Origin of the sequence: Aeromonas sp. SG16 (assembly GCF_024436135.1) — a bacterium.
GTDB classification, from domain to species: Bacteria; Pseudomonadota; Gammaproteobacteria; order Enterobacterales; family Aeromonadaceae; genus Aeromonas; species Aeromonas jandaei.
The window spans coordinates 1,342,196-1,354,149 of the sequence record NZ_JANFNW010000001.1 but is presented as its reverse complement, the minus strand read 5'-3'; the positions used below and the strand labels follow the sequence as shown (position 1 = coordinate 1,354,149).

General features: G+C 57.5%; 16 protein-coding genes. 2 read left to right on the top strand and 14 right to left on the bottom strand.

Annotated elements, in window-relative coordinates:
- Positions 1-52 precede the first annotated feature (52 nt).
- From NOM67_RS06135 to NOM67_RS06075, 13 genes are all read right to left on the bottom strand, one after another.
- The gene (locus NOM67_RS06135) at positions 53-490 is read right to left on the bottom strand and encodes a phage virion morphogenesis protein (RefSeq protein WP_255934709.1); all 438 of its coding nucleotides are present in this window, start codon (positions 488-490) and stop codon (positions 53-55) included.
- 2 nt (positions 491-492) lie between these two features.
- Positions 493-942, bottom strand: coding sequence for a phage tail protein (locus NOM67_RS06130; RefSeq protein ID WP_255934707.1), 450 nt, complete (start codon positions 940-942; stop codon positions 493-495).
- Complete coding sequence (lysC, locus tag NOM67_RS06125) at positions 917-1,144, bottom strand: Rz1-like lysis system protein LysC (RefSeq protein ID WP_236766669.1); 228 nt, start codon at positions 1,142-1,144, stop codon at positions 917-919. Before lysC ends, NOM67_RS06130 begins: the two co-directional genes overlap by 26 nt.
- A complete protein-coding gene (gene lysB / locus NOM67_RS06120; RefSeq protein ID WP_255934694.1) occupies positions 1,038-1,511 on the bottom strand; it encodes an Rz-like lysis system protein LysB in 474 nt (157 codons plus the stop codon). The genes lysC and lysB overlap by 107 nt, the downstream gene beginning before the upstream one ends.
- Complete coding sequence (locus NOM67_RS06115) at positions 1,501-2,322, bottom strand: N-acetylmuramidase family protein (protein ID WP_255934693.1); 822 nt, start codon at positions 2,320-2,322, stop codon at positions 1,501-1,503. Before NOM67_RS06115 ends, lysB begins: the two co-directional genes overlap by 11 nt.
- Positions 2,319-2,633, bottom strand: a complete 315-nt coding sequence (locus NOM67_RS06110) for a phage holin family protein (protein ID WP_255934692.1) — start codon at positions 2,631-2,633, stop codon at positions 2,319-2,321. The genes NOM67_RS06115 and NOM67_RS06110 overlap by 4 nt, the downstream gene beginning before the upstream one ends.
- Before the next feature lies 1 nt (position 2,634).
- Positions 2,635-2,997 (bottom strand): putative holin, encoded by a 363-nt coding sequence (locus tag NOM67_RS06105; RefSeq protein ID WP_073536721.1) that lies wholly within the window; start codon positions 2,995-2,997, stop codon positions 2,635-2,637.
- Between the two features lie 21 nt (positions 2,998-3,018).
- The gene (locus NOM67_RS06100) at positions 3,019-3,249 is read right to left on the bottom strand and encodes a TraR/DksA C4-type zinc finger protein (protein ID WP_185227702.1); all 231 of its coding nucleotides are present in this window, start codon (positions 3,247-3,249) and stop codon (positions 3,019-3,021) included.
- A 2-nt stretch (positions 3,250-3,251) separates the two neighbouring features.
- A complete protein-coding gene (locus tag NOM67_RS06095) occupies positions 3,252-3,455 on the bottom strand; it encodes a tail protein X (RefSeq protein ID WP_185227701.1) in 204 nt (67 codons plus the stop codon).
- Positions 3,455-3,925 carry a head completion/stabilization protein gene (locus NOM67_RS06090; RefSeq protein WP_255934684.1) on the bottom strand — a complete coding sequence of 157 codons (471 nt, stop codon included), beginning with the start codon at positions 3,923-3,925 and terminating at the stop codon, positions 3,455-3,457. Before NOM67_RS06090 ends, NOM67_RS06095 begins: the two co-directional genes overlap by 1 nt.
- 99 nt (positions 3,926-4,024) lie before the next feature.
- Positions 4,025-4,810 carry a phage terminase small subunit gene (gene gpM / locus NOM67_RS06085; protein WP_255934682.1) on the bottom strand — a complete coding sequence of 262 codons (786 nt, stop codon included), beginning with the start codon at positions 4,808-4,810 and terminating at the stop codon, positions 4,025-4,027.
- A 9-nt stretch (positions 4,811-4,819) separates the two neighbouring features.
- Positions 4,820-5,854 (bottom strand): phage major capsid protein, P2 family, encoded by a 1,035-nt coding sequence (locus NOM67_RS06080; RefSeq protein WP_255934680.1) that lies wholly within the window; start codon positions 5,852-5,854, stop codon positions 4,820-4,822.
- Positions 5,855-5,866: 12 nt separating this feature from the next.
- Positions 5,867-6,691, bottom strand: a complete 825-nt coding sequence (locus NOM67_RS06075) for a GPO family capsid scaffolding protein (protein ID WP_255934678.1) — start codon at positions 6,689-6,691, stop codon at positions 5,867-5,869.
- 147 nt (positions 6,692-6,838) lie between these two features.
- Between NOM67_RS06075 and NOM67_RS06070 the strand changes: the two genes are divergently transcribed.
- Both NOM67_RS06070 and NOM67_RS06065 read left to right on the top strand, forming a co-directional pair.
- The gene (locus NOM67_RS06070; protein WP_255934676.1) at positions 6,839-8,608 is read left to right on the top strand and encodes a terminase ATPase subunit family protein; all 1,770 of its coding nucleotides are present in this window, start codon (positions 6,839-6,841) and stop codon (positions 8,606-8,608) included.
- On the top strand, positions 8,605-9,669 hold the full coding sequence (locus tag NOM67_RS06065; RefSeq protein ID WP_255934674.1) for a phage portal protein: 1,065 nt from the start codon (positions 8,605-8,607) through the stop codon (positions 9,667-9,669). The genes NOM67_RS06070 and NOM67_RS06065 overlap by 4 nt, the downstream gene beginning before the upstream one ends.
- Positions 9,670-10,070: 401 nt before the next feature.
- Here NOM67_RS06065 and NOM67_RS06060 read toward each other — a convergent pair whose 3' ends face one another.
- Positions 10,071-11,666, bottom strand: coding sequence for a tetratricopeptide repeat protein (locus NOM67_RS06060; RefSeq protein ID WP_255934672.1), 1,596 nt, complete (start codon positions 11,664-11,666; stop codon positions 10,071-10,073).
- Between the last annotated feature and the right edge of the window lie 288 nt (positions 11,667-11,954).

Below are 11,954 nucleotides of genomic sequence, written 5' to 3'. Positions count from 1 at the left end.
GCGATAAAATTTGTGAGGTATCGTATGAGTTTCAGCTTCGCTCGACAACATCCTATTTGATCAAATGAATCAGCAAGAGCTCCTCCAGCTGTGTCATTTCCTGAGTCGAGATTCCTAATAACTCACGCGCAGGGTAGCGGATTCTGTGGCCTTTGATGCGGTCTTTAAGGCCAAAGTGATGGATGGTGGCGAGCCGGTTGGCGCTGCCGGTGAATTCAACGGTTGCTTCGTTGGCGGTGGCTGTGGCCTTGAACCATGCCGGTTTGACCAGCTTGGTGAACATCTTGCGGCGAATGGCGCCACGCTTGGCGCGTGGCTTGCGCGGTGACATTGGTGTGCCATCCGGCTGTTTATTGGCGCGGATTCGTTCAGCCTGAGTGGCCCGCATGGTGCGGGCAAGGTCTGCTGCCAGCTTGCGGCGCTCTGGTGCGCTGAGTTGCTGGAGCAGGGCGGCGGCTTGGTCGCCGAGCTGCTGGAGCGCGTCGGCCATGGCTATTGCCCTTCTTTGGTGAAGAGATCCCAAGTGATGCCGTCATAGGGGTCTTCTGGCGGTTCCGGTACGTGCTGCCAGCCGATCCCCTCTTCGGTTTTGGTGACGATAACCCGTTCGGTGAGTGGGATGGTGATCAGCAGGTCGTAGAGATCACCGGCCAGCAGCTCAGATTCTACCTTGATGGCGTTTTCCCGATTGTCCGGGTTGGTGAACAGCTCCGGCTGGTTTTGGCGCAGCCATGCCAGCAGCGGCACGACCAGTTGATCCGGGTGGCCCGCAAAGTCGATGACGCCGATGGATAGCGGGTATTGCCACTCGAACGAGAGTGATCTGGCGCCAGTGGCAACGATGCGGCCATCGCCCACGGTGAAGATCAGTAGATCGGGGTTTTGCGCCAGTTGCGGGACGCAGCTGGCGATCACGTCACGGATGGCTGCCGGTTTGAGCATGGTTCCTCCGGTTGCACTGGATTACGGCATCGACCTTGGCGGCACAAGTTGCCCAGGCTGCCTCGGTAGCGGTCAGCATGTCGAGCAGATCGCCGTTATTGAGCGGATCCGCTGGCGGCAGCTGGCAGGGGGCCGGAGCTGGACAGGTGAGCCTGATAATCTGCGGCGCCGGTGATGGCGGGGCGCTGGAGCAGGCCGACAACAGCAGCAGGCAGATGGCTATCAGCCCAAGACTTAAGTTCAGCATTTTCACGTTTGAGCCTCGTGATGGTTTGTTCACGGGTGGCGGCGGTCATGGCCAGCTGGTCGAGCTGGCCCTGCAGCTGCTGGGCGGCAGTGGCCTGCGCCGTCAGTTGTTCGGTGAGGGTGTCAAGGGCACTGTCTTTGGCCCGCTCCCGCAGCGCGGCCTCTTTGGCCTTGTCGTCTGCGGCCTTGAGGTCGCTTTGCAGGGTGGAGACTTGCCCCTCTGCCTTGGCGGCAGATCGGGCCGACCAGCCCCAGCCTCCCAAGGTGACGACCAAGGCCAGCAGCAGCCAGGTGATTGGGGAGCGCAGGAGGTTACGCCACATCTGCCACCTCCTGCACCGGATAGACCTTGGCAAAGTGGTCGTATGCCTCGGCCAGCTTGGTGTCGTAGCTGTTTTCTTTGTAGGCGGGGCCGTTGTAGCGGCGGGCCACATCGGCCCATTTGCCCGCCTTGAGTGCCTTATGCAGCTGCGGATCCAGCTCGATAAAGCCGACCACGGCGCGCAGGTGCTCGCGTTCGCTTTGCTGCATGGCTGTCAGCCAGTCTTCTGCCGAGGCGTAGCCCAGCGCCTGCCAGTGGTAGCCCATCACCTGGAACATGCCCCAGCTGGCCGACTCGATGGCGGCGGCGCGGTGCAGGGTCATGGCGGTTTGCAGGCGGGCCCATTCGGCGGGGCAGCCCTGATAGCCGCCGCGCTTGGTGTTGCAGAGTGCCGGATAGAGGCCCGCGATGCGTGTTGCTTCGGCTTCTCCTTGATGAGTGGCCAGTTGTTTGAAGAAAACATGGCGCTCAAACAGCAGGCGCGGGCGCTGGCAGTCGTCGAACCCTTCGCCAGCGGCTTCGACCTGGGCGAAGGCGGCGAGCTTGGCCAGTTCGACACCGAGGCGATCGGCGGCTTGCTGCAGATCGGTGATGGTGAGCTGGTTGCCGATGGCGGCCCCGCGCAGGGCGGTCATGGTGCGCGGCCCAGCCTGCCCGATGGCTACGATGAGGTGATCACGCTGGAAGGCGAGCACGGCTTGCTCGGTGGCGTCACCAAACCAGCCATCTGCGTCCACCTGGTAGCCTGCCCGGGTGAGCAGCTGTTGCAGCTCGGTCACCGGTGCGCCAATGGCGCCTTTTTTGATGGTCATGGTTGAAACCTCCGGTAGATGTCAGCTGTATGGCTGGGGCGCGGGTGGCGGCGAGGCAGCAGGCGCATGACCGAGCCGCGCGAGCCGATCAGGGCGGTGAGCACCACGACGGCCAGCAGCACGGCAGCCGGATCAGGCGCTGGCATGGCCCCGAGCAGGACGCGCAGCGGCACGGAGCCAGCGGCGACGGTGAGCAGCCACGCCAGCAGGGCTGGGATGGGGCGATAGTCGCCCCCGTTGCGGTTGAAGGTGGCCAGCCGGATGGCGATGGCGGCGCAGATCATGGCGTAGATGATGGTCAGCATGTGCATGTCAGCCCCCTTTGCGAAGTTTCAGCAGGTCATCCGGCGCTTTGCGCAAGACCCACTGCAGCAGGTGGACGGCCAGCGCCGAGGCGAGCAGGGCGCCGACGGCCTTGGGCACTTCGACGCTTTGCGGCAGGACGCTGGCCAGCATGGCGGCAACCAGCGGCGCCGCCAGCGCACCGGCGACAAAGGCGGCGATGAAGAGGCCCGCCTTGCGCAGGTTGCCGAGTTCGGCGGTGGTGGCGATGAATACCAGCGCCCCGGCGAATGCGCCAAGGAGTACGCCGGGATCTACGCCGGGGAAGAGTGACAGCAGGGCCAGCCCTGTGAGGGCGCTGGTTGCTGCACTGGATGAGATGGGTTCTGGCATCGTGCTCTCCTGGTGCTGTTGTTATCGTCTGCCGCCAAATTGGCGGGCGGTCTGGAATTCGTGAATGGTCTGGCAGTCGGCGCAGCGTTCGCAGCCCCGGATCGCTTCTCTGCGCTCTTGCGGGATCGGGTCGTCGCAGTCGATGCAGTAGTGGGGGCCGGTGCCCGCGATGCGGGCGGCGTGGATTTTTGCCGCGAGCTGTTGCTCGCTGATCTCTGCCAGTCGTTCAAGTTCGTCGTCGAGGCGGCTCATGGTCAGTCCCATAACTGGATCAGTGGCGCGGCGGCTTGGGTCGGGGTATCCGGCAGGGTGATAAGAGTGCCCATCGGCAGGATGGGCCCCAGTTCTGCCAGCCCCGGATTGAGGGTCAGCACCTGTTCGGTGATGCCTGCGGTGTAGCCGTAGTGCCGGTTTATGATGAGGTCGAGGGTTTCCCCCTGTTGGGCGCGCAGCTGCATCAGATGAGTTCGACCGTGGTGTGGGTTTCGCCGAGGATGTCGCGGATGGCAAAGCGGGCATCACGGTATAGGTCGTCGGCGGTGAGGTTGCGCGGTTCGGCATCTTTGACGGCGTCGGCGGTGGCCGAGCTGTCGAGATAGCGTTCGTAGAGGTTGGCGCGGGCCATGCTGTAGACGGCGCGGCGATACCAGTGAACCCGCACGGATTCGTTGTTGATGGTCTGGGATGGCACGTCGGCCAGCTCGGCATGACCTTCACCCTGGCGGTTGATGGCCCAGCCGCTCAGATCGCTGTTGACGGCGGCGATGGCGTCAATCACGGCATGGCGCAGCCGTTCGGTGGTGACGGTGCCATCGGTGCGCATGATGGCGCGCACATCGGCCAGTTTGATGACCGGCCAGAATGGGGCGCTGGCGATTTCGCCTTCGTCTTTGTTGGCCTGATTGGTGGGGATGAATCCTGATGTCATGGATGCTCCTTCCCCCGTTTGTTGGGCGGTGGTCGGGCCGTCTGGTATGCCGCTGGCATTCGTCAGGCCCGAGCCGCCCAGGGTGCGGGGTACGCTCGGTTAGCTGGTCTCGCCGTCGGCGTGGCCTTGCTGTTCGGTGGTGCCGTTTTCGGCTGCCTTTTGCTCGGCGTCTTTGGCGGCTTGTTCTGCTGCTGCCTGTTCTGCCTCTGCTTTGGCTGCCTGTTCGGCTTCTTTTTCTTTCTTGATTTCGCGCTCCAGCACTTCCAGCTCTTTCTTGATGCCCACTTTGTCGTGCAGTTCGAGGGCGCGGCGGTAGTGCTCTGCGGCTGGTTCTTTGCCCCCTTCGGCCAGATAGGCGCGACCGACGGCCTTGTGCAGCTTGGCGCGCACCTGATCGAAGATGTCGCAGTCTTGGAGCAGTCTCAGATAGTTGATGAGCAGGAAGAGGTCGGGGCCGGTGCCAGTCTCTTGCAGTTTGATGGCGGTGTCGGCTACCTCTTCGGCAATGAGGGTGGGGGCTGTGCGTTCGTATTGATCCGGGGTGTTCAGCTTGTGGCGGATCACGTAGTCAGCCATCGGCAAGGCGCCAGCCAGATCGCCGGTGTCGAGGTGCCAGAGGGTGACGGTGACAAGCACGTCATCCTGACCGCCGCGATCGGCAGCCAGCAGGCCGTCAATCCACGGTTTGTAGGTGGCCAGCATGGTGCGTTTGGCGTCGATCTTGCGCTCGATGCTCTGGATGCCCTTGAGTGTCTGCTGGTGCTGGCGCAGTTGCATCAGCTGGAGTTCGTAGGCGTTGGCGGTGACCTGATCGAACTGAGGATTGGCCGCCCCTTGCAGGGCGGCCAGTTTGCGAGCGCGGGCGCGCAGGGCGGGGCTTGTCATGTATCCCCCTTATGCGACCGGAGCCGGTTCAACCAGCTGGATGTGTTCGGCCAGCGCAGCGCCTTCGTAGTCTTCGACCACGTAAGCCTCATTGACCGATTCGTAGTTCTCGATCTGGTCGCGTTTGGCGTTGTCGAGAATTACACGGCGGCGAGTTCCTTCCTGTACGTAGATGGACAGATTATCCAGACGGGTGACCATAATGGCGTTGTCAGGGAAGCTCGGCACGCGCACGGCAGGCAAGCCGCCCATGCGTTTCTGGCTGATGATGACATCGGCGGCCATCTTCTCGCTCGGCACCTGGTCTTTGTTGACCATGGGGAAGTATTTGTCGTGCAGCAGCTTGCGACCGACGATTGCCACCAGTTCGGTATCGTCGCGATAAGTCGGGCCCAGCAGTTCGGTGAGATCCATCACCAGTGCATCGAGGTTGTTATAACCATCGGCTACACCGACACCAGCTCCGACCTTGATGACGCCTGACCCTTCTTTGACTTCATCCAGCACGTTATCCGGCTTTTCTTCACGGATTTTTTGCAGCCAGCCCTTGTTTACGTCCTGCAATTTCGGGTTGGTTACGCGGTTGGATGTGGCGGCGCGTTCTACGCCATTCAAGCCAATCATGATGCGGTCGAGGGCCTGACGCTGCAGGATTGCGTCGCGCAGACGGGTCTGGAAATCAGGGAACTTGGCCCACGCATCGATCTTGGGGTAACGCAGAGCGGTATCGAAGTTGGTCTGTTCGCAGCGGTAGCGGTTACCTGTCAGGTTGGACGGATCAACCGCTTGGCGATCATTTTTTGAGGTGTCGGTGGTGCCGGCGATGGTGGTGTTGATGCCAAGTCCCAGCTTCTCGCCTTCCTGCTCAGGAACAAGAACCACGTTGATCATGCTCAGGAACGCGCTGCTTTCCTGAATACGGGTTTCCAGCGTCTGCTCGACCGACGGAGAGACGGTAAACTTAGTGCTGGCGCTGTCTACATTATTCAGCTCACAGATTTTTTGGGTGAACTGGTTGAACTTCACGCGGGTTTCGTTACGCATTGACGATGCTCCTTAGCAATCGGTGGATACGGTGGTGGTGCCATCGCCACCGGTGGCGGGATCGCGCTTGTGGCTGAAATCTTCCTGGCGTTCCAGCGAGGTTTTCAGGTCGGCCAGCTCTTTCTCTGTGCCTTCCAGCTTGCTGGTCAGTTCGGTGATGGTGGTGGCCTGCTCTTTGAACTGCTTTTGCAGGTCGGCGCTGATGGTGGTGACTTCTTTGGCCACGGCTTCGACGGCCTGATGGACGTCGCTGAAATCTGCGGCCGATTGTTTTTTGTGGCTGCTGAACAAGGAGCTGATGCGTTCAGCCAGGCTTGGCCCCTTGTCGCTGTCGTCTTCAAATTCGATGACGGTTTCCAGCGCTTCGGTGAACAGGCAGTCAGGGTGATATTTGCGATCGGCAAGGGGGTTGACCGATGCCTGGCTGCAGAACTGGAGCATTTCGGTGCCAAGGCTGGCCGGACTGTCGGTGACGGCCAGCCCCATCATGTAGGCGCCTTTGTCGTTCAGGTTCGGGTGGATTTCGATGGAGGTGTAAACCTTCTGGCGCTTCTTGTTCAGCGCGATCAGCTCCGGCGTCGGGTCAATCTGTACGTACAGGGCAAGGCGTTTCTCGCCTTCAATTTCGACCTCTTCGGTCTTGGCGGCGGTGATGTCGCCGTACATCTTGAACAGGCCTTCCGGGTCGATGCCCCGGATGTGCTCCATATTGACCCGCGCGCCATAGGTGGACTGGTTGTAGCGCTTGGCCATCTGTTCAATCCAGTCGCGGGTGATGGTGCGCCCGTCGGTCGTGCCCCCTTCGACGGCGACGCGGAAAAATTTGGACTTAGGCATGAGCTGGGATCCCTTTGTGAATTGGGTTTCTGGTCGGGCTCATGGTCTGGCTTGTGCCCCAGATCCTTCAATCTGTGGCTGTTGTAAAACCGCCGTTTACAACGGCGGCGCGCTCGTTGTGCTTGCGTGGCTGGGTAGACTGGCGCCATGACTACAGCACCCTTACTTTTCCCCCATATCGAACCCAGACGGCAGGCCATGCACCTGTTCTTTCAGGGCTACCCACTCCGCGCCATTGCTGAATTGCTGCAGACGCCAGAGGGGACTGTTTCGACCTGGAAGAAGCGCGACGGCTGGGATGACATCAAACCGATTGACCGGGTCGATTTCGCGCTGGAGGCGCGGTTGTGTCAGCTGATCGCCAAGGAGATGAAAACCGGCGGCGATTTCAAGGAGATTGACTTGTTGGGCCGCCAGCTTGAGCGGGTCGCCCGGGTCAACAGGTACAGCAACGGCGGCAACGAGGCCGACCTCAACCCGAAGGTGGCGAACCGCAACAAGGGGCCGAAGAAGGCGCCAGAGCGCAATGTGGTTGAGCCCGAGCAGCAAGAGCGGCTTATCGAGCGGTTTGAGTCGACGATGTTTGGTTATCAGCGGGTTTGGTATCAGGCTGGCCTTGAATACCGGATCCGCGACCTGCTCAAGTCGCGCCAGATCGGGGCGACTTACTTCTTTGCCTTCGAGGCGTTTATCGACGCGCTGGTGACGGGCCGCAATCAGATTTTCCTGTCAGCCAGCAAGGCGCAGGCCCATGTGTTCAAGCAGTACATCATCCAGTTTGCCAAGGAGGAGGGGGTCGAGCTGAAAGGTGACCCCATGGTGCTGCCGAACGGCGCGCACCTTTACTTTCTCGGCACCAATGCCCGTACCGCCCAGAGTTACCACGGCAACATCTACATGGATGAGTATTTCTGGATCCATGGCTTTCTTGAGTTCCGCAAGGTTGCATCCGGTATGGCGATGCACAAGAAGTGGCGCCAGACCTACATTTCCACCCCTTCCAGCCTGTCACACCCCGCTTATTCGTTCTGGTCTGGTGCCAACTTCAACCGAGGCAAGGCGAAGGCCGATCGGGTCGAGATTGACCTCAGCCATACCAATCTGGCCAGCGGCAAGCTGTGCGCTGATGGCCAGTGGCGGCAGATCGTCACGGTTGAGGATGCGGTGCGCGGTGGTTGTGACCTGTTCGACCTGGACCAGCTGCGCGGCGAGTATTCCGAGGAGGAGTACCGCAATCTGCTGATGTGCGAGTTTATGGATGACACGGCCAGCGTGTTCCCGCTCGCCACGCTGCAACGGTGCATGGTTGACAGCTGGGAGGTGTGGGATGACTACAAGCCCCACGCTTTGCGGCCACTCGGCAACCGTGCGGTTTGGATCGGTTATGACCCGGCGAAGGGCGGGCAGGGTGACAGCGCTGGTTGTGCCGTGCTGGCTCCTCCCTCTGTGCCCGGTGGCAAGTTTCGGGTGTTGGAGCGCCACCGCTGGCAGGGGATGGACTTTGATGCGCAGGCGCGGGCCATTCGCGCCATGTGCGATCGCTACAACGTGACCTATATCGGCATCGACACGACAGGGATCGGGGAGGGTGTTTATCAGCTGGTTAAGCAGTTCTATCCGGCGGCTCACTCCATCCAGTACAACCCGAGCGTGAAGATTCAGATGGTGATGAAGGCGCAGGATGTGATGAACAAGGGGCGACTGGAGTTTGACTGCGGGATGACTGACCTGGCGCAGGCGTTTATGAGTATTCGCCGGGCGGTGACCGCAGGCGGCAAGTTGCCGACGTTTGAGGCGAGCCGTTCCGAAGAGGTCAGCCACGCCGACATCGCATGGGCAACCATGCAAGCCCTGTTACATGAGCCGCTGGCAGGCGCCAACGGTACCAATACCAGCATGATGGAGATTTTTTCATGACAAAGCGCCGCAATCCGCGCAAGACCCCGCCGGTGACGGCGACCCAAGCGCCCGCCGCTGATGCGATCGAGGCGTTTTCCTTTGGCGAGCCGGTGCCGGTGCTGAGTCAGCGGGAGGTGTTCGATTACCTGGAGGCGATGCACAACGGGCGGTGGTATGAGCCGCCGCTGAGTTTGCAGGGGCTGGCGCGGGTTTATCGTGCCGGGGTGCATCATGCCTCTGCCATTCAGGTGAAGCGCAACATTCTGCGCAGCTGTTTTGTTCCCCATCCCAAACTGAGCCTGACGGCGTTCACCGGGCTGGTGAATGACTATCTGATCTTCGGCAATTGCTACCCCCACGCGGTGTTGAACCGGCTTGGCGGGGGGCTGCGCTATGACCATCTGCGGGCCAAGTATGTGAGGCGCGGGCTGGATCTCGATGCCTATTGGTGGATTGCGCAGCCCGGTAAGGAGCAGCAGATGCCGATCGGTTCGGTTGGCCATGTGATGGAGAGCGACATCAACCAGGAGATTTACGGCATCCCCGATTATGTGGGAGGCCTGAATTCGACGCTGCTGAATGAGTCGGCCACGCTGTTCCGGCGCAAATACTACGAAAATGGCAGCCATGCCGGCTTCATCATGCATATCACAGACGCGGTGCAGAACGAGGACGACATCAAGAAGCTGAAAGAGGCGCTGCGCCAGAGCAAGGGCCCCGGCAACTTCCGCAACCTGTTGCTCTACACTCCGAACGGCAGCAAAGACGGGGTGAAGCTGATCCCGGTGGCGGAGGTGGCGGCCAAGGACGATTTTCTCTCCATCAAGAACGTGAGCCGCGATGACCAGCTGGCGACCCATAGGGTACCGCCCCAGCTGATGGGGGTTATGCCGAACAATACAGGCGGGTTCGGCGATGTGACCAAAGCCGCCCAGGTGTTCGATGTGAACGAGGTGGACAGCCTCAAGGCCAGCCTGCTGCAGATCAACGACTGGGCAGGGGAAGAGGTGATCAGGTTCAATCCCTACAAGCTGGCGGTCGGTACCGATACGGCAGACCATAGCGACCGGCTGATCTGACCTGATCTGACCCCAGCCCCATAGCAAGCAACCCCGCCAGCTGGCGGGGTTTTCTTTTGCCTGGCGGCCACGCCACCATAGCGCCTGTGCGGCCCGCTGTTGAGGCGGGGGCGCTAGCCATTCGCTAACCCTCGCAGATCCTTTCACGCACACCCTGAGCGTCTGGCGCATCCTTCCGCCCCCTGCCAGCACCCAGCGCGCGCAATCGAACCCCCGCCTCGCCTGCCCGCTTTATGTGTCGATTTCCATGCAGGTGAAAGACTGGTTCCGGTTATCTGCTCCCCGCGCCAGCACTGGCCGCGTGCAGCCTTCCAGATCCTTGTTGTGATCCTTCACTTTCCGTCAGATCCTTTCACATTAATCCGCAAGTAAAGGAGCGTTGTACTATCTTAAAATTCTGGTTATTTGTAAGCACATTTTGATGCTCTAACATAAAAATCAATTTTGTTTTTTATTTGCTCAGGGAAGTCATTAGCTAGCTTATGGTGCCAATAAGGGGCCATCATTTCCTTGTAAGGAGCCTTTGGACCTAGGGTTATATGTTTTATAGCATCGAGATGTTCTGCTCTGTTCAGTTCCAAGAATAATTTTGGAGTCGATTTAGGAATTTCATTTTCAAGTGTTGGTTCTTGTGTCTGAATTTCGCTTGAACCATACTCTAAATGTGTGACAATAATCCGGTGTTCCTCTTCAGATTTATAATCTGCATCTTTTATTAAATATGGTAATGGCCCCATAAGTCTTGATGCTTGCTGGAGTTTTTCATCGCTTGGTGATTTACCAAGGAATTTGTTAATTTCTATTTTTAATTCTGAGAATAAATCCTTAAGAGTATCTGTCTCATCGTTGTCATAAATACTCATGTCTTCATTTACATAGACGATTCGATAGAAGGTTGCACTCTCCTGTGGTGATTTTCCTGTGTCGGAAAACCCCAGTTTTAGCTCAGTTTTTTGTTTGCTAATAGTAGGCTCTTTTAATAGGCTGAAGCTAAAGAAATCTTTCGTTGTAAAGGTAATGGCACAGCCGCATGCATCATCATTATTTTGATTTTTGCTATAGAAGCGCCACATATTTAAACTGTCGTCATGAGGCAAGAAACAACCAACAAATACTGGTTTTTTTTCCAGTGGAACATGACCAAAATAATTCCATAGTAACTTCCCTTCATTAGGGTCGTTGAATGAGCTGATGTGACCTAAGCGAAGTGGACTAGCTTTGAATAATATGTTGGTACCAGCCTGAAGTGAGGTGTAATGAGTCATGAAAGATATGTTGTCATTATTCACTTTAAGTAACTTTAGAATTTTTGTTCGAATAGTTGTAATTGGCCTTGATAAAATAATTCGTTCAATCTCATCTTGCATTTCAATAGCTTCAAAGCGAACCTCATTATCAGTGCTATTGGCTGCTTTTTGAAAGAAATTGAGAGCCTTGGCGTTGTCCTGTTCAACGAGCAATCCATTTTTATAACATAGGCCAAGATTATATTGGGCAATAGCACTTCCATTCTCGGCTGCTAGATGATAAAACCTAACCGCCTTAGAGAGGCTTCTTTTTACCCCGTAGCCATAGTCGTACATCCATCCTAGATCGCACTGGGCATCGGCATGTCCCTGTGCAGCTGCCTTGCGAAACCAATAGGCAGCCTTTTTATCATTTTTTTCTGTACCTTTGCCAATTTGATGCATAACACCAAAGAGATATTGGGCATTAGCATTACCATTTTCCGCTGCTTTGGAATACCAGTGATATGCCATCTTGTTGTTTTGTTCTAATACGTCCCCTCTGCGGTACAGCTCTCCCAGAGTGAACTGACTTTGAGCATGGTCTTGTTCGGCTGCTTTTAGATACCATTCGGTCGCCCTGTGGATATTACTTTCTACTACGTCTCCATCTTTGTATTTCTGACCAAGCTCAAACTGGGCATCTGCATCCCCCTCCTCAGCGGCTTTTATCAGTGCTGTGATTTCATCTGGTTGTTCAGTTTGTTCCATATTATTGTTCCCATGCTTTTATTGTTATACCGACCCATACTGATTTTCATATGCTAACCTCCCACAAACTGCTGAAAATTATGCAGATATTGTAAGTTTGGATATCTTGCCTTAAACCATAAACATTGTCGATTGAAGGGGGGAATGACCCTCCAATATTTCACTGACCGTGTTCACATTACCAAATTCTGCTGCTGGCAGATGGTTCTGGTGTGGGGGCAACCCGTTCCTGTTGTGACTACTGTGGGTAGAGCTCTGAAAATGGTGGGTTTTGTCTGCTAGGAGATG

What these genes read in the sequence shown, in the direction of transcription:
- NOM67_RS06135 (WP_255934709.1), bottom strand. Translation starts at nt 490, where the DNA reads ATGGCCGACGCGCTCCAGCAGCTCGGCGACCAAGCCGCCGCCCTGCTC.
- NOM67_RS06100 (WP_185227702.1), bottom strand. Translation starts at nt 3,249, where the DNA reads ATGAGCCGCCTCGACGACGAACTTGAACGACTGGCAGAGATCAGCGAG.
- NOM67_RS06110 (WP_255934692.1), bottom strand. Translation starts at nt 2,633, where the DNA reads ATGCACATGCTGACCATCATCTACGCCATGATCTGCGCCGCCATCGCC.
- NOM67_RS06130 (WP_255934707.1), bottom strand. Translation starts at nt 942, where the DNA reads ATGCTCAAACCGGCAGCCATCCGTGACGTGATCGCCAGCTGCGTCCCG.
- gpM (WP_255934682.1), bottom strand. Translation starts at nt 4,810, where the DNA reads ATGACAAGCCCCGCCCTGCGCGCCCGCGCTCGCAAACTGGCCGCCCTG.
- NOM67_RS06095 (WP_185227701.1), bottom strand. Translation starts at nt 3,455, where the DNA reads ATGCAGCTGCGCGCCCAACAGGGGGAAACCCTCGACCTCATCATAAAC.
- lysB (WP_255934694.1), bottom strand. Translation starts at nt 1,511, where the DNA reads ATGTGGCGTAACCTCCTGCGCTCCCCAATCACCTGGCTGCTGCTGGCC.
- NOM67_RS06090 (WP_255934684.1), bottom strand. Translation starts at nt 3,925, where the DNA reads ATGACATCAGGATTCATCCCCACCAATCAGGCCAACAAAGACGAAGGC.
- NOM67_RS06070 (WP_255934676.1), top strand. Translation starts at nt 6,839, where the DNA reads ATGACTACAGCACCCTTACTTTTCCCCCATATCGAACCCAGACGGCAG.
- NOM67_RS06060 (WP_255934672.1), bottom strand. Translation starts at nt 11,666, where the DNA reads ATGGAACAAACTGAACAACCAGATGAAATCACAGCACTGATAAAAGCC.
- NOM67_RS06075 (WP_255934678.1), bottom strand. Translation starts at nt 6,691, where the DNA reads ATGCCTAAGTCCAAATTTTTCCGCGTCGCCGTCGAAGGGGGCACGACC.
- NOM67_RS06080 (WP_255934680.1), bottom strand. Translation starts at nt 5,854, where the DNA reads ATGCGTAACGAAACCCGCGTGAAGTTCAACCAGTTCACCCAAAAAATC.
- NOM67_RS06115 (WP_255934693.1), bottom strand. Translation starts at nt 2,322, where the DNA reads ATGACCATCAAAAAAGGCGCCATTGGCGCACCGGTGACCGAGCTGCAA.
- NOM67_RS06105 (WP_073536721.1), bottom strand. Translation starts at nt 2,997, where the DNA reads ATGCCAGAACCCATCTCATCCAGTGCAGCAACCAGCGCCCTCACAGGG.
- NOM67_RS06065 (WP_255934674.1), top strand. Translation starts at nt 8,605, where the DNA reads ATGACAAAGCGCCGCAATCCGCGCAAGACCCCGCCGGTGACGGCGACC.